A 21,054-nucleotide genomic window follows, 5' to 3' on the forward strand; every position below is an offset into this window, starting at 1 on the left:
CCGCCTTCCACCTGCGTGTTCCTGCCCACACCCGGGTAATTTGACGCCGGGTCGCGGCGGCCGGGAGCATACCCGGCGGAACAGCCGGCGGCAGGGGTCGCCGGGGCGGGAAGGCGACTCGTGGCGACATCGGCAACCAACCCCTCCGTGCTCACCCGTCGCGGCCTGCTGGCCGCGACGGCGGGCAGTCTGCTGCTCAGCGCCTGCGGGCGCGGCGATGCGGCCGAGGGGGATCCCGTCAGGACGGCCGCGCCGGGCGGTCAGGAGCTGCTGATCGGGGCCAGCCTGGAGCTGACCGGGCCCGGTGCCGCGCTCGGCGTACTCCAGCAGCGGGCGCTGGACATCACCGTCGAGGCGCTCAACGACAAGGGTGTGCCGGTCGGCAACCTGCGCCGCACCGTACGGCTGGAGGTGCGGGACAACGCCGGCGATCCCCGGCTGGCGGCCCGGCAGGCCACCGAGCTGGCCCGCGGAACCGGCGTGCACGCCCTGCTCGGCGGCACCATGGCCGAGACCTCGATCGCCCTCGCCGAGGTGGCGCAGCAGCAGCGGGTGCCGTTCCTCTCGCTCGGCTTCGGCGACGGCATCGTGCTGCCGCTGCCGCAGCGGACGTACGTCTACAAGCTGACCCCGGACGCCGGTGACATGGCCCGGCGGCTGGCCCGGCTGGTCGCCTCGCAGCGGCTGCGTCGGGTGGCGGTGCTGGCCGCGCACGGGCTGCACGGCGACTCCGGCGTACGGGCCATGACAGGGGCCCTGCGGACTGCCGGGGTGGAACCGGCGGCCAGCATCCGGCTGCCCCGCACCGGCGAGGAATTCCGTCGCGCCGCCCGCTCGACGGCCGCCGCCCGCCCGGACGGCGTGGTGGTCTGGGCGACCGCCCCGGACTCCGCCGCCGCCGTCGGGGCGCTGCGCCGGGCCGGTTACGACGGGCCGGTGTTCCTCGATGCGGGCGCGGTCGCCGAGGAGACCCTGGAGGGCACGAACGCCTCCCTGATGGAGGGTGCGTACGCGGTCCACCCCGTCTCGCTGGGCGGGGCCATGCTCGCCAACACCACCATGTCGGCGCTGCAGCGCAAGGACTTCGTCTACCGCTACGTGCAGCTGCACGGCGGGTTCAGCGGCTTCGCCCCGTACGCGTCCGACGCCGTGCAGCTGATCGCCGACGCGGCCCGGCTGTCCACCAGTGTCGACCGTGGACGGCTGCGGGCGTTCCTGCAGAACCAGGTCACCGAGGGGATGGTGGGGATGTACTCCTTCACCCCCATCCGGCACGGCGGCATGGACCAGGGGTCGCTGGGCCTCTACACCGTCAGCTCGGGCGCCTGGACGCGGGTGTCCTGACACCCGCCGCCCCGGACGGCGGCATAGCGCAGGACGACATCCGGCGCCCGCATCCCGAAAAGCTGCAGCCGGTCACAGACCTCGACCAAACTGAGCTCCAGTTCCTGCGACAACTCCATGACGTGCCGCAGCGGAACGGCCTTCTCGATCGTCCATCCGTCCCGACCGAAGTCGAGGGCCAGGATGCGGGCGTCGATCGAGGAGATCCGTTCCGGCAGGGCCGAGGCGTCGTCCGGGCGGAGCCCGAAACGGTCGATGTGCTCCACCACCGTGGGTACCGGAAGGCCACAGCGGTCCGCGGCGACGGCGATCGCGGTCACCGAGGTGGGCGGGCAGTACTGGCGTATGCCGTCGAGCGCCACGACGATGGCGACGTCGTCACGATCCGGCACGTGTGCCGAGAACTCGTCCCCAGGAAGGGTGAAGCCGAAGAGCCTCAGGCGCCGGGCGACCTCGTCCAGTCCCAGGTTCGCGCGCTGTGCGGCGCGGAAGATCCGCAGCAGCGGGGGGCGTCGCGCGACGACCGGCCTCGTCCTCGCGGTCGACCCGCCGATCCGTTGGCGGACCGTGACCGGCTGGGCGGCCGAGACCTCAAGCGCGCTCTCCACGATCGCCCTGTCCTCCGCGGAGAGCGCCTCGGGGATGGACGCCTCCGCGGCGGTGAGGCCCAGCGCTTCCAACGCCGATCGGACGTACGCGAGGTCGACGTTCAGCTCCGTCATGGCCGCGAGCTGCCGTGCCGCGGTCACCTCCCGGTCCACGCGGAGCCACGTCGTGCCGCCCGGCCGCAGGACCTCGACCAGTTCCCGCTCCGTGAAGCGGGCCAGGCCGTCGACGTCGGACACGCGGAAACCGAGGCCGACCAGCTCGGCAGCCACCCGCCGCAACGACATGCCCAGGGTGTACGCCGCGCGCACGACGCAGGCGGAGGGAATCGGACGGGCCGGGTCGACCTGATCGGCGTAGTCGGCCCCGCCCAGCAGCGTGATCGTGGACTCGCTCCCGATCGCGTGCAGGGACGACAGGTCGGGCGTGTGGAACCCGAGGAGGCGGAACCGCTCCGCCACGTGGGCCAGACCTGTCCCGGTGACGGCACTCGTGCGAATCAGGTGGGTGAGGGGGATGAAACTCCCTTCCTCGAGCCAGGGCCCCACTCCGTCGCGGTCCTTGCTGAGGATCACGAGACCGTCGTCCTCGAAGCCGACGGGAAGCCCGCGCAGGTGGTCGACCGAGAAACCGTACCGTTCGAGCCGGTCCACCACCTGGTCGATCGGCAGACCCAGCTTTCGCCTGAGGAGCAACACGTGCCGGTAGGGCACCGGCTGGGTGAGTTGCAACCACCCCGTCCTGTCCGACTCGTGGAGGCCCAGGATCCCCAGGTCCTGCTCCCCGACCTCCTCGGGCCAGCGGCTGACGTCGGGCACCGTGAACCCGTACGCGGCGAGCATCGCTGCCACCTCGGCGACGGGTATCTCGTTCGTCACGGCATGCCGCACGATGTGGCCGGGAGGCACCATCTCACCGTGACGGAGCCAGCCGGAGCGGCCCCTGGCCGCCAGCAGTGCGACGTCGGTCGGCGTCGGCAGCTCGGGCAGCGCCGCGGCGTCAGGCACCTCGTAGCCGAGCACGGTCAGCCGGCTCGCCAACTCTCGGGGGCTCCGGCCGGTGAGCGACGAGACCAGCGCGAGGTGACCGAGCGGAACGGCGGTGGCGTCGCTGAGCCAGTCCCGCGAAGGATTGTCGATGTAGTCGTCGTCGACGCCGAACTCGTCCTCCTCGCCCATCAGATGCTCCGGACGCGACACGGAGGGGTTCGTCGACAGCAGGTGCACGTCGCTCGGCAGAGCCAGCGGCACCTCCTCCTCGGCCGGCACGTGGACACCCGCGACGTTGCCACATTTCGCCCACGCCGCGAGGCGCCATGCGAGCAGGGGCTCCGGCAGCGCGGGCAGCGCCGGCCGGTACGAAAGGCCGTCGACGCTCGCGGCTTCCTGATCGGTGAAGAAGACCCGACGGTCGACGGGGAAACAGCCGACGATCCGGATGTCGTTCGGCATCCCCCCGATGCTCCAGGCCTCGACGGGGGTCGCCAGTGCCTTGGCGAAGGCCAGATCCGCCAGGCGGGGGTTGGTCAGGGCGAGTACGTTCAACCACTCGTACGAGAAGACGGACGGGTAGGAGGAGACGAGCGCCTCCAATTCCTGTTCGAGGAGTCGACCGACCTCTTCCGTGTCGTACGAGAGCATCCGTTTACGGTCGATGGTGAGCTGTGGAGCAGCCGGGCCGGTCAGATTGACGACGGCGCCGTAGATGGGCTCGTCGACCCACAGCCCGTCCGCGACCACGCCGCCCATGGCGTCGCACCACCAGACGGACGCTGTCGACGTCTCCGCGACATCGATGTCGTTTTCGCGCTCCCTGGCGTTCGATTCGATCGCATCGCCCGAAAGCTGGCCCGCCGTCCAGGCGAGGGCAGCGTGCGGCTCCGTGACGGTGACATCGAAGTCGGAGATCCAGAGGTTGCGCCGAAGGAGTTCGACGGGGGACGGCTTGGCCGCGCCGGGGCGCAGGTAGAGCCGTACCGTGGTCCCGGTTTCGTACCCACGGCCCAGGTCGGTCACCCGGAACAGCGATCCCGGCCCGGCGATCTGCACCTCCAGCCGGTCACCGGGTATCCCGGAGCGACGCAACCGACAGGTCGAGATGCTGATGTCGTCGGCCAGCATGAAGTAGCTGAGTACACCGATCCCGAACCTGCTGTTCGGGTGCAGCTCGATGCCGTGCCGCTTCCACTCCGCCTGTTCCTCGATGTACTCCGGCAGGTCGGCGAACCTGACTCCGGCGTGGGAGAACACGTCCCGGAGTTCCCGGACACCCATCCCGATGCCGTTGTCGGCGCATTCGAGGTACGCCCGGCCGTCCGCGTCCTCTCCCAGCCGGATCGAGATCCTGCCCTGCCACTGCGGGACAGCTCGGCCTTCTCGACGGAGGAACTCCAGCCGTGCGGTCTTGTAGCGGCAGGCGTCGAGTGCGTTCTGATACAGCTCGCGAATGGCCAGCGCGGGGTCGCCGTAGAGCTGCTCGCCCATGAGCAGTTCCTGGATGCGGTCGTCCGCGAGATGGAAGCGCAGCCCCGTCGAGTCGTAGAGTCGGCGACCGTCGGGGCCGCTGACCGCCCTGACCCGATCGCTGGCGGCGTGTGTGGGCATGTCCATGAGCGGGGCGAGCAGCGTCGCACCGTCCGTCTGGGTGTCGATGGCCGCCAGCAGCTCATCCACCGCGCCGACATGCTCTCTGAGGGCGACATCGACTGCCGGGTGGGTGCACTCCGCAGCGAGGGTGCGGGTGCGTCCCCGCGCCTCCCAGGTTGCCGCACGGAGGGTGGCGATCACGTCCTGCGGCGTCACGCCCTGCGTGACACCCAGGTGGTCGGCTATCACCTCGGGTAGGGAGGTCGCCTCCACGGCGAACCGGTGCGCCGCGACGAGCAGGTAGCCCAGCAACTGCTCTCGGACCGGTTGCTCACACTCCGTCGCGCTGGCCACGTAACGGCACGCCGGCAGGTCCTTCTCCTCGTCGGGAGAGCTGATCGACCACACGTTGGACCGGAGCGCCCGGAGCATCCGTACCAGGCTGGCCGAGGAGAGGACCTCCTCGAGCACCGCGCCCTCGGGCTTGCCCGTGGGGACAGCCACCCCGGCGAGCGCCGTGACCAGCTGCGCGTCGTAGCAGTGGGGCTGCCGGGTCAGCCACCGGTGGAAGACCCACCACCTGATGCCACGAGCGGCCTCGACGTCCCCTGACGCGGCCAACCGGGCGGCTCTTCGGACCAGTCGTCCATGCGTGTGGAAGAAACGCCGGAAACGCTCGCGCACGGGATCGTCGTCAGGCACGTCGAGCTGGCCGGGAACGGTGGTGGCCGCGAGCACCGCCGCGTTCCGTGTCCAGAAGGCCTCCTGGAGGAAGGGGAAGGCGACGAGATAGGCGGCCTCGGCCGCCGAGAGCGCCAGCTTGTCCGCGTTGAGCACCGTAGCCAGAAGCCAACGCACCCGTGCCGTCATGCGAAGGCTGAAGTCCGGATCGATCCAGGGGTCGTCAGCCAGCGCCGAGACGTCGGGGGCGTGCACCTCGGCCAGGTGGCGGATCAGCTCCGTGGTGGCCTCCCGCAGATCGACGGTGTCGTACCGTTCGGCCACCCTGTCCCACGCGATGTGTTCGCGAACGGCCACGACCCAGGGATGCTCCCCGCCCAGCCCCTTCTCGACCCGAGCCGGCCGCAGTGCGATGCGTATGTCGTCGGCAGGCTCGCCGATCACCCTGATCCGCTGCCGTGGGCACTCGAAGTCGGCGGTGAGCTTGTCCAGCGCCTCCTGGATCGCTCCCACGATGCCGTCGAGCGTCGCCGGCGCCTGCGGGTCTCCGAGCACATGGCTGAAGGCCCGCGAAAAGAGACTGAAGGCGGTCGGGCCGTCGCTGACGTACCGAGCACGCTCACCGGGCGAGCACGCGTACAGGTAGGAGATGCGGCGCTCCGCCGCCATGAGCGTCTTCCGGCGCGACCACTGCGCGGCGCTCGCAACCCCCTTCTCGCGTACATGGATGCCCTCACGGCAGGCGTCGACCACGACGACGACGTCGCCGGCCCGGCTGCGCTCGACGTACCGATCGAAGTTGATCGGCACGCAGCGTTCGGCGAAGTTGTACGAGCGGGTCGGCGCGCCGGACGGAACGAGGAAATCCATTCCGTCGTTGTGGACACCGTGGCCGCTCAGAAAGATCAGGATCGTGGCTCCAGGCGCGGCGTCGGCGAGGAAGAGTTCCACCGCCGAGTCGATACTCTGCGCGTCCGTCGCGGAGCTGTCGTGCAGCTCAGTCTGGTAACCCGCGTCCTCGAGCGCCCGGCGCACCTCGATCAGGTCGTCCTCGACGAACGGAAGGTCGACGATGTTCTCATCGCGGTAGCGTGACACCCCGATGAGGAGCGCCTGACGCTCGGGCACCACGGTCACCTGCCGAAGGTGAGGGTGATGGCACCTTTCCCGCCCGATTGCAGAGAGGTGCCGAGCAGGGCGAACTTCCCGGCGGCGGTAACCTCGAAGCCGACCTGCACCTCCTTGAGCGAAATTCCGTCGGTGTGGGCGGCAAGCTCCTGGAACAGCTCGCGCAGGTTCCCAACCGTCTCCTGAAGCTGCGCCTTGAGTGCCGCCACCGGGATCTGGCAGAGGGCCGGCTCGTCGCCTCGGCCGAAGATCGCCTTGTCGCCGACGGTGGTCGCCGTGTCATCGAGACTCACCAGAAAGGTCAGGGTGGGCGCGGTCGCGCCTGCCTCTGCGTGCATCAGGACTCCGATCAGGACAGTGGGCCGTGCCACCTCGTCGCGGGAGTCCTAAGCCTAGTCAGACCCAACAGGTTTGGGGCGCTCCAATGAGGACAGCCGTTGCACCCGACGACCACAACGCCGCCAAGTCGTCTACCGACAGGCGGGCAGCGACGAGCGCCCGGCGACGGCCGAAGCCGACGCCGGGCGCTCGTCGAGCCGATCAGGCCGGGGCAACGGCGCGCGAGCGCCGCATGGTGAGCACGTACTCGACCAGCGAGATCAGCACGTGCTTCGTCGACTCCCGGTTCCGGGCGTCACAGGCCACCACCGGCACGTCGCTCGAGATCGCGAGCGCGTCCCGGACGTCCTGCGGGTCGTGGTACTGCATCCCGTCGAAGCAGTTGATGGCCACCAGGTACGGCAGCCGCCGGTGCTCGAAGAAGTCGATCGCCGCGAAGCAGTCGGCCAGTCGGCGGGTGTCCACCAGCACGACCGCGCCGATCGCGCCGCGCACCAGCTCGTCCCACATGAACCAGAACCGGGTCTGACCCGGCGTACCGAACAGGTACAGGATCAAATCGCGGTCGATCGAGATACGGCCGAAGTCCATCGCCACCGTGGTCGTCGTCTTGCCCGGCACCTGCCGGGTGTCGTCGACGCCCACGCCGGCGGAGGTCATGATCGCCTCGGTCGTCAGCGGCGTGATCTCCGAGACCGAGCCGACCAGCGTCGTCTTGCCGACGCCGAATCCACCGGCGATAACGATCTTCGCCGACGTCACGCGCCCGCTCGGGGCCGGCGGCCGGTGCGACATGTCAGAGCCTGCGAAGTCCACTCAGCACCCTCTCCAGCAGTTCAGTGCCCACCGCGTCGTCCGAGTCGTCCAGAATGGTCGGCTCGTGGACCGCGACCAGGCCGTCCGTCGCCATGTCGGCGATGAGCACCCGGGCCACACCGAGCGGGAGCTGCATCCGCGCCGCGATCTCGGCGAGCGACTGCACACGTCCGTCACACAGCGCGGCGATGTACTGGTGCTCGCGGCCCTGGCCGCCGTTGCCATTGGCAGCGGCCCGGCCGCGCACCGTCGTCTCGACGAGCGCCTCCAGCGCGATGTCGAGACGGGGGCGGGTACGACCGCGGGTCACGGCGTATGGACGGACCAACGCTCCGGTCGGTTCGTCACGATCGGCCATGTCGCCGCTCACCTCCTTCGTACCCGGCACCGGCTCCGGATGGAGCCCGTCGTTGTCGTTGCCGCCCCGCCGACCTCACCGGTCAGCAGGTCGTCAACCCAGCATGCCCGCGGCCGCACGCGGCTGCGGGGTCAACGCGTCGCCCACCCGGTCGACCAGCAGGGCCATCTCGTAGCCGACCTGCCCGACGTCGCAGCTACGGGCGGCGAGCACCGCGAACGACGAGCCGTCCGAGATGGACATCAGGAACAGGAAGCCGTTGTCCATCTCGACGACCGTCTGCAGCACCGCGCCTCCCTCGAAGCAGCGGGCCGCGCCCTGGGTGAGGCTGACCAGGCCGGACGCGATCGCGGCCAACTGGTCGGCCCGGTCACGCGGGAGGTCCCGAGACGACGCGAGGAGCAGGCCGTCCGCGGAGACGGCGACCGCGTGCGCGACACCGGGCACCCGGTCCGCGAAGTTGGCCAGCAGCCAACCGAGATCCTGCGTAGTTGTCATCCTTCTTGCTCCTTCTGCCTGCTCCCGGCCACCGGGCCTGAGCCAGACTGCGAGGATTGCTGCCCTCCCGGAGTCGCCTCCGGGTTGGTCGGGTTGCTGTCCGACGGGGACGTACGCCCCCGCTGCACGCCCCGGTGGTATGCCGAGAGCAGGCCACGGACACCCTCCGGCGTGCGCCGCTGCACGGAGGTGGTGGGCTTCTCCACCGCGCCCGGCACCAACTGTGCCATGGGGGTGCGCTTGGGCAGCCCCGTCGAGGTGGTCGCCGCCACGGGTACCTCGGTCGCCGCCGAGGCCGCGCGCCACCCGTCGTCGGCGGCGGTCTGCCAACCAATGCCCTGCTGCGGCGAGGGCCGGCGATGACCGAAGCTGTCGGCGACACCGGGGCGGGCAGCCCCGTTGACCGTCGATCCGTTCTCGCTCGGCGCTCCTCCGGCCGTCGGCTTCTCTGCCATCGGTGCGTTACCTGTCCCGGGTGGTGTCTGCTGCGGGCCCCGGCCGCCGGCGTCGACCCGGGCGAACTGCTGGGTCGCGGCGCCGTTGGCCGCCGTCTTCGCGGCGGGCGCTGCCGCCTCCTCCGGGCCCGGCCGACGGGTCCGGAACCAGGCCGACTCGAGCTCCCGGAAGATCGGCAGCTCCATCGTCTCGTCCGCGTACCGCTGCCGGTTCTGGGCCTGCTGCGGGGCGGCCGGCCGGGCCGGCGCGGCGGCCGGCTCCGGCTCCGGCGCCTGGGCGGCCGGGTGCTCCGCGCCGGGGCGAGGCACCCGCGGCAGCTCGGTGGTCATGTCCAGCGCGGCGGCGAGGCGCTCGGGCACCGGCGGGGTCACGGCGTCACGCTCCGCCCCGGCGACCGGCGGCCAGGCCGGCGGTGCCGGCGCGGCCGGGCCCTGCGCGCCGGGGACCGGGCGCTGCGGCAGCGGGCCGCTCGGCGGCGCCGAGACCGGCGGGCCGGAGAACGGCGCGGCCGAAACCGGGTGGCCGGAGACCGGCGGGCCGGAGAACGGCGCGGCCGAGACCGGGTGGCCGGAGACCGGCGACGCCGAGACCGGCATGCCGGAGACCGGCGGGCTGGACACCGGGGGCGCGGAGTAGGGAATCGGCGGGGTCGACACCGGCGGGCCCGCGTAGGGCGCCGGCGGCGCGGAGATCGGCGGGACCGGCGGGGCCGAGTACGGCCGGGCCTCGGGGCTGCTGGGCAGCTGCCGCGGGACGGCGGACTGCTGGCCGGTCGCGTCCGGGTCGTCGCTGGACCGCCGCTGCGGCAGCGGGTCGATCGGCTGGCCGTTGGAGGTGCGCGGCCGGAATGCCTCGCCGTTGGTGGTGCCGCTGGCGCCGGTCAGGTCGGACCAGGCCGGCATGGACCGCGTCCCACCCGTCGAGGCCGACGTGCCGGCCCCGTTGCGCGGCGCCGGGTCGAACGGCCGGCCGCCCAGGGTGACCTGGTTGCCGGACTCGCCGGGGCGCTGGGTCGGCGTCGGGTTGGCCGGGCGGCTGCCGAGCGCCGGCAGCGCCCCGAAGGCCGGGGCGGGGCCGGACGACGGCCCGCCGAACGCCGACGCGGGGCCGGAGGACGGCCCGCCGAACGCCGACGACGGGGCGCCGGAGACGGGCAGGGCGGGCGACGACTGCGCGCGGCCGGAGAGGGCCCGGGGTACGAGCACCGACGTGGGCATGACCACCTCGGCGACGGTGCCCCGGTCGGTGCCGGGACGCAGCTCGACCTTGACGCCGTGGCGGGATGCCAGCCGGGCGACCACGACCAGGCCCATCATCCGCGAGACCGCCACGTCCACCTGCGGCGGCGTCGCGAGACGCTCGTTGAGCTCGTTGAGCTGCTCGGAGCTGATGCCGATGCCCCGGTCCTCGACGTAGAGCGACGCGCGGTCGCCGACCCGGCGGGCCTCGACCATGACGTGCGAGTCCGGCGGCGAGAACGCGGTGGCGTTGTCGAACAGCTCGGCGACCAGGTGCACCAGGTCGTTGACGGCGTGCGCGGCCACCTCGATGTCCCGGTCGATCACCCCGAACTCGATCCGGGTGTAGTGCTCGACCTCGGACTGGGCGGCCCGGAGCACGTCGATCAGCGCGGCCGGCTCGCGCTGCACGCGGGTGGAGTCGGCGCCGGCCAGCACCAGCAGGTTCTCGTCGTTGCGGCGCATCCGGGTGGCCAGGTGGTCGAGCTGGAACAGCTCGGCCAGCCGGTCCGGGTCCTCCTCGCCGCGCTCCAGCCGGTCCAGGTGACCGATCAGGCGGTCGACCAGGATCTGCGACCGGCGGGCCAGGTTGACGAACATCGTGGCGACGGACGCGCGCAGCGCGGCCTGCTCGGCGGCGGTGCGGACCGCCTCCAGGTGCACCGCGTTGAACGCCTCCGTCACCTGGCCGAACTCGTCCTTGCTGCGCACCGGCAGCGGCTCGGCGATCTGGTTGGCGAGCTGCACCGGGGAGAGCTGGCCGGTGACCTGGGGATCACGCAGCCGGGCCACCGCCTGGGGCAGGCCGTACTGGGCGATCGAGAGGGCGCCCTGCCGCAGGTCGCGCAGCGAGCGGGCCATCGAGCGGGCGACCAGGTAGGCGAAGAGGATGGCCAGCAGCAGCATGCTGAGCAGCAGGCCGGTCTCCAGGAACACCTGGCGCTGCACGTCCGAGCGCAGGTCGTCGGCGACCGCGACGACGTCGCCGTCGATCTTCGACTCGACCGTGCGGATGAGCTTGGCGTTGGCCACCATGGCCGCGTCCCACTCGTCCGCGTCGAACGGCGCGCCGGTCAGGGTGTCGGCGGTGGTGATGCCGTTGAGCCAGCTGTTGTAGGTGTTCGCCTCGCGCAGGTCGGGGCCGGCGACCACCTGCGCGTAGTACTCCTGCTCGGACTGGGAGGCCACCACCCGGAAGCTCTGCAGCCACTGGCTGGAGCCGGTGCTGGCGGCGATGTACTCGTTGCGCAGGTTCGGCGTGAGCCGCTGCTGGATGAACGCGCGGTGCACCACGTCCCGGCGGCGGGACAGGAACTCCTTGTTCCGGGCGGTGGCGGTCGCGGCACGCATCTGGTCGCTCAGCTCGTTGTCGCCGGCGAGTTGGGTGGCCGAGTCGCGGACGCTCAGCAGGTTGTCGATCAGGCCGTCGTACGCCTGCATCGCCGGGACGAGCCCGAGCTTGCCGTTGAAGACCTGGCTGCGGGTGCCGGGAAGGTCGGTCAGGGTCTGGTCGATCTCGCCCAGCAGGGTCTCGAGGTTGGCCGGGAGGTCCTCGACCTTGCCCCGCTGCTGGGAGTACGGCCCCCATGCCTTGTCGACCCGGCCGTTGGCCTCCTCGTACGCCTTCTTGAAGCGGGCCGCGTCCTGGCCCTTCGGCACGCCCAGCAGGCGCAGCGCGTTGGTCCGCTCGTCCTGGAGCGTGTCGACCAGGTCACCCGAGTAGCCGACGAGATTGGCCAGGTCACCGGCCCGGTTGGCATTGTTGAGGGTCTCCAGGTGGTCCACCAGACCGCTGGTGCCCACGACGACCGTGGCGATGGTCGGCACGATCATGATGAGACCGAGCTTGGACCAGATCGGCATGTCACGGAGCCGGCCGGCCGGCCGGCGCAGCCGCGACAGGAAGGAGCCCGCCGCCTTTGGCCGTTTGCTCACGTCACCGCCCTCGCGATTAGCGTCCGCGTCGCCCTCGGGCAACGCCCAGCGGCCGACCCGGCGGGTCGGACCATCCGAGATTCCATCACGCTACCCCTGAAAGAGAAAGCCCAGGTTGGCCGTCACTCGAGGTGTGATGAGATGTTGATGCAATTTGATCGCAGTCCGTCTGGCCGGAGTCACTGAAGGTAATGGATCACCCCCACCGCGTTGTCCTGCTCGCCGGCCCCTCCGGCTCGGGAAAGTCGTACATAGCCCAGCGAACCGGCCTCCCCGTGCTCTGCCTGGACGACTTCTACAAGGACGGCGACGACCCTACGTTGCCGCGACGCGACGGCCTGGTCGACTGGGAGTCACCCCGGTCCTGGGACGCCGAAGCGGCCGTGGAAACGATTGCCTGCCTGGCCAGGGAGGGCAAGGCCGATGTGCCGGTCTATGCGATCGGTGAGGACCGCCGCGTGTCCACCCGGCCATTCGACATCGCTGGTTCGCCACTTTTCGTTGCCGAAGGGATCTTCGCTGCCGACATCGTCGAGGAGTGCCGCCGGCGGGGGCTGCTCGCCGGGGCGTACGCCCTGCGCCGGCCGCGCGGCGCGACCTTCGTCCGCCGGCTGGCCCGCGACCTCGCCGAGCAGCGCAAGGCGCCCCGGGTGCTGGTGCGCCGGGGGCTGACGCTGCTGCGCAGCGAGCCGGCCGTGCTGCGCCGGCAGACCGGCCTCGGCGCGGAGGCCGCCCGGGCGGGCGAGGTGTTGCGCCGGGTGGCCGGCCTGCTCGCCGGCCACCCGCACCGCCCCTGACGCTGGCCGCGCGGCCCGCGCTCAGCCCAGCAGCTTGGCGTACGCCGGCTTGATCACCTCGTCGATGATCTTCAGCCGCTCGTCGAACGGGATGAAGGCGCTCTTCATCGCGTTGATGGTGAACCACTGGAACTCCTTCCAGCCGTAGCCGAAGGCGTCCGCCAGCAGGGCCATCTCCCGCGACATCGAGGTGCCGCTCATCAGCCGGTTGTCGGTGTTCACCGTCACCCGGAAGCGCAGGTCCCGCAGCAGCCCGATCGGGTGGTCGGCGATCGAGGCGGCGGCGCCGGTCTGCACGTTCGACGACGGGCACAGCTCCAGCGGGATGCGCTTGTCCCGCACGTACGCGGCCAGCCGGCCGAGCACCGGCTCCGGGCCGGGTGTGATGTCGTCGACGATCCGCACCCCGTGGCCGAGCCGGTCCGCCCCGCACCACTGGATCGCCTGCCAGATCGACGGCAGGCCGAACGCCTCGCCGGCGTGGATGGTGAAGTGGAAGTTCTCCCGCTGGAGGTACTCGAAGGCGTCCAGGTGCCGGGTGGGCGGGAAGCCGGCCTCGGCGCCGGCGATGTCGAAGCCGACCACCCCGGCGTCCCGGTGCCGGACGGCCAGCTCGGCGATCTCCTGCGACCGGGCGGCGTGCCGCATGGCGGTGAGCAGGGTACCGACCCGGATGGGGGTGCCCGCCTCGGCGGCCAGCGCGCTGCCCTCGACGAAGCCGGCCAGCACCGCCTCCACCACCTCGTCCAGGGTCAGGTCCCGCTCCAGGTGCTGCTCGGGGGCGAACCGCACCTCGGCGTAGACCACCCCGTCGGCGGCCAGGTCCTGCGCGCACTCCCGGGCCACCCGGCGCAGCGCCGGCGCGGTCTGCATGACGGCGACGGTGTGCGCGAACGTCTCCAGGTAGCGCTCCAGGGAGCCGGAGTTGGCCGCCTCGACGAACCACCGGCCGAGCGCCTCGGGGTCGGTGGTGGGCAGCTCGTGGCCCGCCTCGGCGGCCAGCTCGACGATTGTCGCCGGCCGCAGGCCGCCGTCGAGGTGATCGTGCAGCAGCGCCTTCGGGACCTTGACGATGTCCTCGTAACGGATTGTCGCGACCATGCCCAGACCCTAGTCGGCCCCGCCCTCCCGGCCCACGCTGCCGTACTCGCAGAGCCAGACCGAGAGGCCCCAGACCGCGCCGGCGACCGGCGGGGGCCGGGGTCACGCGTCCCGGGAGGCCGCCCGTGCCACGCCGGCCCGACCGGGCGACGCCGCGTCGGTCAGGGGCGCCAGCCGTAGAGCCGGTCGACGGTGAGCCGGAGCACCAGCCGGCCGTCGGCGACCATCGCCGCCCGGTAGTCGGCCCAGTCGGGGTGCTCGCCGCGGATCCGCCGGTAGACCTCGACCAGTTCCTCGACGGTGGCGTCGTCGGGCGCCGCCGCCGGCGGGGTGAGCGCGGCCGTCCCCTCCGCCACGGCGTACGCCCCGCCGTCGGCCGTGGTGACGTGGAAGCTGACCCGGGGGTCGCGGCGCAGGTTGCGCACCTTGGCCCGGCCGGCGGTGGTGGAGCACCGGATCAGGCCGGGCTCGGCCAGGTAGTCGACGTTGGAGAGTTGCGGTCGGCCGTCTCGGCGCAGGGTGACCAGCACGCCCCGGCCGCGTTCGCCGAACAGCTCCCACAGCCGGGCGGTCACGCCGACACCCGCAGCGGGGCGCGGGCGGCGGTGAGCCGGGCGGCCTCGTCGAGGGGCAGCCCGGTCCGCTCGGCGAGCCCCTGGTGCAGCACGTCCCGGGACGCGAGGCCCAGGTCGGCGCGGACCATGAGGGCCACGCTGACGCCGGACAGCACGAGGCCGGTCAGCAGCCGGACCAGCCGGCCGGGCAATCTGGTTGACATGTCACGCACCCTAGGAGCGGGTTGATGACATGTCAACCAGATGGCTACGATGACCGGCATGGAGCAACCACGCTGGCTCGACGACCGGGAGCAGCGCGCCTGGCGGGGCTACCGGCGGATGCGCCGCCTGCTCGACCTGGAGCTGGCCCGCGAGCTCGCGCGGGACGCGGGCCTGTCCGAGCCGGACTACGACGTCCTGTCCGACCTCTCGGAGACCCCCGACCAGCGGCTGCGGCTCAGCGAGCTGGCCGACCGGATGCTCTGGTCCCGCAGCCGGCTCTCCCACCACCTCACCCGGATGCAGCAACGCGGCCTGGTCACCCGCGAGGAGTGCGCGACGGACGGCCGGGGCGCGGTCGTCGCGCTCACCCCCGAGGGCCGGCGCGCGATCGAGGCCGCCGCCCCGGGCCACGTGGCGGCCGTCCGCCGGCACCTCATCGACCTGCTGACCCCCGACGAGGTCGCCGCGCTGGACGCGCTGACCCACCGCGTGGTCGACCACCTGACCGGGATGGACCGGGCCCGACGGTGAACCGATGGTGGTGCAGGCACCACCATCCGACCGGCGTGCGCGCACCATCGAAGTGACCCGTCCGGCTGCCTAGCGTCAGCGGCATCACCAGAAGCCGACGTGGGGAGAGTTGCACGTGTTCACGACATTGGCCACGGCGGTGGTCCGGCGTCCGGGGCGGGTGATCGCCGGCTGGCTGCTCGCCATCGCCGCGCTGACCGCCGCCACCTTCGTCGTCTACGGGCCGGAGGGACCTCGGCCCGCTGACAGCCAGGCCGAGTTCCTGCCCGACCGGTACGAGTCCGCGCGGGCCGCCGGGATCGGATCGCGGATCTTCCCCGAACCACCGGGCAGCAGCGCGGTGCTGGTCGTCCGACGGGCCGACGGGGCGGCGCTGACCGCCGACGACAGCGCCCGGATCGACCGGCTGCCGCAGCAACTGCGAGTCGTCGGCGTCACCGGGGTGACCGCCGGCGCGACCGCCCCGGACGGACGGCTACGCCTGGCCGAGGCGCGCCTGCCCGACGCCGCGCACGCGGAGCCGACCGTCCAGACGGTCAAGCGGCTGCGGGCGGCCACCGACGACGCGCTGGCGGGAACCGGCCTGGTCGGCGGCTGGACCGGGGAGGCCGCCGGCGCGGCCGACAGCTTCCTGCTCGACATGATCGTCCACGGCGCCATGATGCTGGTGATCCTGGTCCTGCTGCTGGTCGTCTTCCGCAGCCCGGCGATCGCGCTGCTCAACCTGTTCCTCGTGCTGCTGGTCGCGCAGGCCGCCACCGGCCTGCTCGCCCTGAGCGGGAAGGTCTTCGGATACGCCCTGGACGCCTCCACCACGGGCCTGCTTCCGGTCGTGCTGCTCGGCATCGGCACCGACTACGCCGTCTTCCTGCTCTTCCGCTACCGGGAACGTCTCCGGGCCGGCGACGACCGCCGGACCGCGATGGTCCACGCGGCCAGCCGGATCGGCGGGGTGGTCACCGTGTCCGCGCTGGTCGTGGCGGTGGCGTTCGGCGCGTTGGTGCTCTCCCAGCTCGCCTCCTTCCAGGTGCTCGGCCCGGCGCTGGCCGTCGCCGTCCTGCTCATGGTGGCCGCCGCGCTGACCCTGTTCCCCGCGGTCTACTCCCTGCTCGGCCGCCGGGCCTGGTGGCCGGCGAAGCTGGTCGCGCCGGGCGCCGGGTCGACGCCCGGCCACGGCGGCGACGAGCCGACCGGGCGATCGGCCCGGACCGCCCGCCTGGTCGCCCGCCGGCCGGCCCGGGTCGCGCTGGCCACGGTCGCCGCCCTCCTGCTGCTCGGTCTCGGCGCGCTGCAGCACCGGCCCAGCTACGAACTCGACACGCTGCCGCCCGGCTCCGAGTCGGCCCGGGCCCTGGAGTGGCTCCACTCGGGCCTGCCCGCCGGGACGCTCTCCCCGACGGTCGTGTACCTCACCGGCGCCGGGGTGGACGCGGCCACCACCGAACGGTTCGCCGCACGGCTCGCCGAGGTGCCGATCGTGGCGGCCCCAGGCGGGGTCGAGATCGAGGGGGACGTGGCCCGGGTGCGGCTGCTGCTCACCGAGCCGCCGTACTCGCAGCGGGCGATGGACGCGGTGGAGGACCAACTACGCCCGGCCGCGCACGCCGCCGCACCGGCCGGCACCCGGGCGTACGTCGGTGGGGAGACCGCCACCTTCGCCGACATCCGGACCGTGCTCGACGAGGACCTACGGCTGATCTTCCCGGTGGCCGCCGGGCTGATCGGGCTGCTCCTGCTGCTGATGCTGCGCGGCCTGCTCGCCTCGCTGGGCCTGCTCGCGGCGGTCGCGCTCGGCTTCGCCGCCACCCTCGGCACCAGCGTGCTGGTGTTCCAGGTCATCGGCGGCCAGTCGGGGCTCAACTTCCAACTGCCGCTGGTCGTGTTCCTCTTCGTCACCGCGATCGGGACCGACTACAACATCCTGATGATCGCCCGGTTCCGGGAGGAACTGCGTGCGGGACGGCCGCCCCGTCAGGCCGCCGCGGAGGCGGTACGCCGGGCCGGCCCGGCGGTCGCCGCCGCCGGGGTCATCCTGGCCGGCAGCTTCGGGGTGCTCGTGGCGTCGCCGATGCTGGCCCAGATCGGGCTCGCCGTCGCGGTCGGCGTGCTGATCACGACGTTCGGGCTCTCCTGGCTCCTGGTGCCGGCGCTGGCCGCGCTCACCGGTCGGGCCGCCTTCTGGCCGGCCCGTACCCGCCCCGGGCCCGGCCCCGCCTTCCTGCCGGGCGTCACGCCGGAGGCCCGACCGGTCCCCGCGCCGACGGGGGATGCGGTGCGAGCTGGGACAATGGCCCGATGAGCGGGGTGCGGCGGGCATGGCGGGAGATACACCAGTTGGCCGTCGCGGCGGGGCTGGCCGGGGCGGGCATCGGGTTCGCGCTGGCCACGCTCCTCACCGCCGGGCTCAGTCTGCTCGGCGTCGGCCTGCCCCTGCTCGACCGCACCCTCGCCGGCACCCGGACGCTGCTGGACCGGCAGCGCCGCCGGGTGCCGGGCCCACCGGTCCGGTCCCCGTACCGGCCGGTGACCGGCGGGCTGGCGGCCCGGTTGCGGACGGCGGCCGGGGATCCGGCCACCTATCGGGACCTGGCGTTCCTCTTCGCCCACTTCGCGTACGCCCCGGCGGCCGCGTGCCTCGCCGCGGGGCTCTGGCTCGGCGCCGCGCAGGGCCTGGTCATGCCGCTGATCCACGCGGTGTGGCCGGGCGCCGTCGACAACTACCTCGGCATCCCGGTCGACTCCCCCCGCAACGCCGGGCTGGCCGTCGTGGCCGGGCTGCTGGTGGGGGTCGGGGCGTACTGGCTGCCCCGGGGGCTGCTCCACCTGGAGCACCGGCTGACCCGGGCACTGCTCGCGCCGACCGCCCGGGCGGCCCTCGCCGAGCGGGTGGAGGAGCTGGCCGACACCCGCGCCCAGACCGTCGACGCCCAGGCGGCCGAGCTGCGCCGGATCGAGCGCGACCTGCACGACGGCGCGCAGGCGCGGCTGGTCGCGATGGCGATGAACCTCGGCCTCGCCGAGGAACTGCTGGCCCGGGACCCGGAGGCGGCCCGTGGGCTGGTCACCGAGGCCCGCTCCGCCGCCGGCACCGCCCTGTCCGAGCTGCGCGACGTCGTACGCGGCATCCACCCGCCGGTGCTGGCGGACCGGGGGCTCGCCGGCGGCGTCGCCGCCCTCGCCCTCGGCGCGCCCCTCCCGGTCGACCTGGACGTCGACCTGCCCGAGCGGCTGGCGCCCCCGCTGGAGTCGGCGCTCTACTTCACCGTCGCCGAGCTGATCACCAACGCCGCCCGGCACAGCGGCGCGGCCCGGGTGGCGGTGCGGCTGCACCGGGTCGACGGCACGGTCCGGCTGACCGTCTCCGACGACGGTCGGGGCGGCGCCGACCCGGCGCGGGGCACGGGCCTGGCCGGCATCCGGCGGCGGCTCGCGGTCTTCGACGGGCGGGTGCGGATCAGCTCCCCGGACGGTGGGCCTACCGTGGTCGACGTGGAGCTGCCGTGCGCATCGTGATCGCCGAGGACCTGGTGCTGCTGCGCGACGGGCTGATCCGGCTCTTCACCGCGTACGGCGACGAGGTGGTGGCCGCCGTGGAGACCGGCGACGACCTGCTCGCCGCCCTGCTGGAGCACCGCCCCGACGTAGCCGTGGTGGACGTCCGGCTGCCGCCCGGGCACACCGACGAGGGGCTGCGGGCGGCGCTGGCCGCCCGCGCCCGGGTGCCCGGCCTGCCGGTGCTGGTCCTCTCCCAGTACGTCGAGCAGCTCTACGCCCGGGAGCTGCTCTCCGACGGCGCGGGCGCGGTGGGCTACCTGCTCAAGGACCGGGTGGCCGACGTGGCGCAGTTCGTCGCCGCGGTGCACCGGGTGGCCGGGGGCGGCATGGCGATGGACCCGGAGGTGGTCTCGCAGCTGCTCGCCCGGCCGGCCCACGCCGCGCCGCTGGGCCGGCTCACCCCGCGCGAGCACGAGGTGCTGGCGCTGATGGCCGAGGGCCGCTCCAACGGCGCGATCGCGCAGCGCCTGGTGGTCACCGAGAAGGCGGTCAGCAAACACATCAACTCGATCTTCACGAAGCTCGACCTGCGCGACTGCGACGACGACCACCGGCGGGTCCGCGCGGTGCTGACCTACCTGGACGCCTGACGTGGACACCCGCATCGTCGACCGGCTCCGCTGCCCGGTCTGCGGCGAGCCGCTGGCGGAGGCCGCCGCCGGCACCGCCACCGCGCTGCGCTGCCCGCGCCGGCACAGCTTCGACGTCGCCCGGCAGGGCTACGTCAACCTGCTCGCCGGCCGCGCCCCGCACGCCGGGGACACCGCCGAGATGGTGGCCGCCCGCGCCGACTTCCTGGCCGCCGGCCACTACGACCTGATCTCGACCGCCCTCGCCACCGCCGCGACGGAGGCCGCGGACCGGGTCCGCGCGGCGCGGCCCGAGGCGTACCCCCTGGTGGTGGACGCCGGTGCGGGGACCGGCCGGCACCTCGCGGCGGCGCTGGCGGCGCTGCCGGACGCGGTGGGCCTGGCCCTGGACGTGTCGAAGCCGGCACTGCGCCGGGCGGCGCGGGCGCATCCCCGCGCGGCGGCGGCGCTGGCCGACACCTGGCAGCGGCTGCCGCTGGCCGACGCCGGCACCGCCGTGCTGCTGAACGTCTTCGCCCCGCGCAACGGCGCGGAGTTCCACCGGGTCCTCGACCCGGCCGGGTCCCTGCTGGTGGTGACGCCGGCCGCCGACCACCTCGCCGAGCTGGTCGGCACGCTCGGCCTGCTCCGGGTGGACCCGGCCAAGGCGGACCGGGTCGCCGAGAGCCTGGGCGGGCGCTTCGCGCAGGTGGCGTCGACCGGGCACCGGCGGGAGCTGACGCTGACCGGGCCGGAGGTCGCGACGCTGGTCGGGATGGGCCCGAGCGCGTGGCACACCGACCCGGCCGGGCTCGCCGCCCGGGTCGCCGCGCTGCCCGAGCCGGTCCGGGTGACCGTCGCGGTGGACCTCACCGTCTGGCGCCCGGCCCCGCACTGAGGTGTAAGGAAGGGACCCTTCCTCTACCTCAGGCGTTAGGAAGGTGCCCTTCCTTACACCTCAGTCCGCCGGGTCAGGTGGAGAGGTCGACCTCTTCCCAGCCCGGGGGCTCCTCGTGGTAGGGCCCCCGCAGGATCACCGCCCACTCCAGCGCCCACCGGCGCTGACCGATGGCGTTGGCGTCGACCACACCGGGCGGCGTGCGGCCGGCCCGTTCCGTCTCCAGGTACGCCCAGTCGAGGCAGTAGTGCAGGTCGAGCAGCGCGGCCGCGTCGGCGGGATGCTGCGGGGCCGCGAGGATCCGGGCACGCCACTGGCCGAAGGTCTCCCCGCCGGGAATGTGCGGCATCCGCTCCACCAGCCGCTCGTCCACCGGCAGGGTCGGGTCGAGCTGCTTGGTCAGGCCGAGCACCCAGGCCAGCGCGAAGAGCGCGTCGTGGTGCAGCACGAACGACCGGTGGTCGCCCTTGCCGCCGGTGACGAACTGGAACTCCGGCGGCGTGACCATCTCGACCAGGTGCGAGGCGAGCAGCCAGCTCATCGCGGCCTGTGGCGGCATCCCGAAGCAGCGCGCGAGGATCAGGTGCAGCACGGCGATCCGGGCCTCGATCTCCGCGGTGGGTCGCAGTTCGATCTGGTCGCCGGGCTCCCACACGAGCGGGAACTGGGGTGGCGGCAGCGGAAGACGCAGCCGGGACAACTCGTCCAGGCTCGCCTCACGCACCTCCCGTGGATCGGGGGCAGGTACGGTCACGGCGGAAATGTCCTGTCTGCTCGCGACGACTCGGCGCCGGTTGTCCCCCTGGCCAGGGAGGATAGCGCTCCGAGCCGGCCGGCACC

General features: G+C 73.0%; 17 protein-coding genes. 7 read left to right on the plus strand and 10 right to left on the minus strand.

All coding sequences use genetic code 11. The annotated features are described in order from the left end of the window. The first annotated feature begins 120 nt into the window (after positions 1–120). The gene (locus tag ACGFZ2_RS12460) at positions 121–1,344 is read left to right on the plus strand and encodes an ABC transporter substrate-binding protein (RefSeq protein WP_393452833.1); all 1,224 of its coding nucleotides are present in this window, start codon (positions 121–123) and stop codon (positions 1,342–1,344) included. Here ACGFZ2_RS12460 and ACGFZ2_RS12465 read toward each other — a convergent pair. The 6 genes from ACGFZ2_RS12465 to ACGFZ2_RS12490 form a co-directional block, all read right to left on the minus strand. After that, positions 1,305–6,344, minus strand: a complete 5,040-nt coding sequence (locus tag ACGFZ2_RS12465) for a hypothetical protein (protein ID WP_393452836.1) — start codon at positions 6,342–6,344, stop codon at positions 1,305–1,307. The genes ACGFZ2_RS12460 and ACGFZ2_RS12465 overlap by 40 nt on opposite strands. A gap of 5 nt (positions 6,345–6,349) precedes the next feature. Then, the gene (locus ACGFZ2_RS12470; protein WP_393258422.1) at positions 6,350–6,682 is read right to left on the minus strand and encodes a hypothetical protein; all 333 of its coding nucleotides are present in this window, start codon (positions 6,680–6,682) and stop codon (positions 6,350–6,352) included. A 202-nt stretch (positions 6,683–6,884) separates the two neighbouring features. After that, the gene (locus ACGFZ2_RS12475) at positions 6,885–7,478 is read right to left on the minus strand and encodes an ATP/GTP-binding protein (protein ID WP_091260490.1); all 594 of its coding nucleotides are present in this window, start codon (positions 7,476–7,478) and stop codon (positions 6,885–6,887) included. Position 7,479: 1 nt separating this feature from the next. Continuing rightward, complete coding sequence (locus ACGFZ2_RS12480) at positions 7,480–7,857, minus strand: DUF742 domain-containing protein (RefSeq protein WP_030329021.1); 378 nt, start codon at positions 7,855–7,857, stop codon at positions 7,480–7,482. Positions 7,858–7,950: 93 nt separating this feature from the next. Then, positions 7,951–8,355 (minus strand): roadblock/LC7 domain-containing protein, encoded by a 405-nt coding sequence (locus ACGFZ2_RS12485; RefSeq protein WP_067370442.1) that lies wholly within the window; start codon positions 8,353–8,355, stop codon positions 7,951–7,953. Then, entirely contained in the window at positions 8,352–11,984 is a 3,633-nt protein-coding gene (locus ACGFZ2_RS12490) for a nitrate- and nitrite sensing domain-containing protein (RefSeq protein ID WP_393452839.1), read from the minus strand. The genes ACGFZ2_RS12485 and ACGFZ2_RS12490 overlap by 4 nt, the downstream gene beginning before the upstream one ends. A gap of 191 nt (positions 11,985–12,175) precedes the next feature. Here ACGFZ2_RS12490 and ACGFZ2_RS12495 point away from each other — a divergent pair, with 191 nt between their 5' ends. Further along, entirely contained in the window at positions 12,176–12,781 is a 606-nt protein-coding gene (locus ACGFZ2_RS12495) for a uridine kinase (protein WP_393452842.1), read from the plus strand. 21 nt (positions 12,782–12,802) lie between these two features. Here the strand turns inward: ACGFZ2_RS12495 and ACGFZ2_RS12500 are convergent, their stop codons facing one another. The 3 genes from ACGFZ2_RS12500 to ACGFZ2_RS12510 form a co-directional block, all read right to left on the minus strand. After that, positions 12,803–13,882: an adenosine deaminase gene (locus ACGFZ2_RS12500; RefSeq protein WP_350685434.1), complete on the minus strand. Its 1,080-nt coding sequence runs from the start codon at positions 13,880–13,882 to the stop codon at positions 12,803–12,805. A 161-nt stretch (positions 13,883–14,043) separates the two neighbouring features. Then, positions 14,044–14,457 (minus strand): PPOX class F420-dependent oxidoreductase, encoded by a 414-nt coding sequence (locus tag ACGFZ2_RS12505; RefSeq protein ID WP_357457332.1) that lies wholly within the window; start codon positions 14,455–14,457, stop codon positions 14,044–14,046. Continuing rightward, entirely contained in the window at positions 14,454–14,660 is a 207-nt protein-coding gene (locus tag ACGFZ2_RS12510; RefSeq protein ID WP_393452846.1) for a hypothetical protein, read from the minus strand. The genes ACGFZ2_RS12505 and ACGFZ2_RS12510 overlap by 4 nt, the downstream gene beginning before the upstream one ends. A 58-nt stretch (positions 14,661–14,718) precedes the next feature. Between ACGFZ2_RS12510 and ACGFZ2_RS12515 the strand changes: the two genes are divergently transcribed. From ACGFZ2_RS12515 to ACGFZ2_RS12535, 5 genes are all read left to right on the plus strand, one after another. After that, on the plus strand, positions 14,719–15,192 hold the full coding sequence (locus ACGFZ2_RS12515) for a MarR family transcriptional regulator (protein WP_357457330.1): 474 nt from the start codon (positions 14,719–14,721) through the stop codon (positions 15,190–15,192). A 115-nt stretch (positions 15,193–15,307) separates the two neighbouring features. Then, positions 15,308–17,491 carry an MMPL family transporter gene (locus ACGFZ2_RS12520; RefSeq protein WP_393452849.1) on the plus strand — a complete coding sequence of 728 codons (2,184 nt, stop codon included), beginning with the start codon at positions 15,308–15,310 and terminating at the stop codon, positions 17,489–17,491. After that, on the plus strand, positions 17,488–18,705 hold the full coding sequence (locus ACGFZ2_RS12525) for a sensor histidine kinase (protein WP_393258407.1): 1,218 nt from the start codon (positions 17,488–17,490) through the stop codon (positions 18,703–18,705). The genes ACGFZ2_RS12520 and ACGFZ2_RS12525 overlap by 4 nt, the downstream gene beginning before the upstream one ends. Beyond that, positions 18,693–19,337 (plus strand): response regulator transcription factor, encoded by a 645-nt coding sequence (locus ACGFZ2_RS12530; RefSeq protein ID WP_350712079.1) that lies wholly within the window; start codon positions 18,693–18,695, stop codon positions 19,335–19,337. The genes ACGFZ2_RS12525 and ACGFZ2_RS12530 overlap by 13 nt, the downstream gene beginning before the upstream one ends. Position 19,338: 1 nt before the next feature. Continuing rightward, positions 19,339–20,214, plus strand: coding sequence for a putative RNA methyltransferase (locus ACGFZ2_RS12535; RefSeq protein ID WP_393452852.1), 876 nt, complete (start codon positions 19,339–19,341; stop codon positions 20,212–20,214). Between the two features lie 73 nt (positions 20,215–20,287). On the opposite strand, the gene ACGFZ2_RS12540 is transcribed toward ACGFZ2_RS12535, so the two are convergent. Further along, positions 20,288–20,968, minus strand: coding sequence for a DUF4272 domain-containing protein (locus ACGFZ2_RS12540; protein WP_393452855.1), 681 nt, complete (start codon positions 20,966–20,968; stop codon positions 20,288–20,290). Positions 20,969–21,054: the final 86 nt, after the last annotated feature.

The organism is Micromonospora sp. NPDC048063 (genome assembly GCF_043202855.1).
Classification (GTDB): domain Bacteria; phylum Actinomycetota; class Actinomycetes; order Mycobacteriales; family Micromonosporaceae; genus Micromonospora.

Bases quoted from the DNA above. Each gene is read 5' to 3' on its own strand.
- ACGFZ2_RS12470 (WP_393258422.1), bottom strand. From the start codon at position 6,682: ATGCACGCAGAGGCAGGCGCGACCGCGCCCACCCTGACCTTTCTGGTG.
- ACGFZ2_RS12475 (WP_091260490.1), bottom strand. From the start codon at position 7,478: ATGTCGCACCGGCCGCCGGCCCCGAGCGGGCGCGTGACGTCGGCGAAG.
- ACGFZ2_RS12480 (WP_030329021.1), bottom strand. From the start codon at position 7,857: ATGGCCGATCGTGACGAACCGACCGGAGCGTTGGTCCGTCCATACGCC.
- ACGFZ2_RS12485 (WP_067370442.1), bottom strand. From the start codon at position 8,355: ATGACAACTACGCAGGATCTCGGTTGGCTGCTGGCCAACTTCGCGGAC.
- ACGFZ2_RS12495 (WP_393452842.1), top strand. From the start codon at position 12,176: ATGGATCACCCCCACCGCGTTGTCCTGCTCGCCGGCCCCTCCGGCTCG.
- ACGFZ2_RS12500 (WP_350685434.1), bottom strand. From the start codon at position 13,882: ATGGTCGCGACAATCCGTTACGAGGACATCGTCAAGGTCCCGAAGGCG.
- ACGFZ2_RS12510 (WP_393452846.1), bottom strand. From the start codon at position 14,660: ATGTCAACCAGATTGCCCGGCCGGCTGGTCCGGCTGCTGACCGGCCTC.
- ACGFZ2_RS12515 (WP_357457330.1), top strand. From the start codon at position 14,719: ATGGAGCAACCACGCTGGCTCGACGACCGGGAGCAGCGCGCCTGGCGG.
- ACGFZ2_RS12525 (WP_393258407.1), top strand. From the start codon at position 17,488: ATGAGCGGGGTGCGGCGGGCATGGCGGGAGATACACCAGTTGGCCGTC.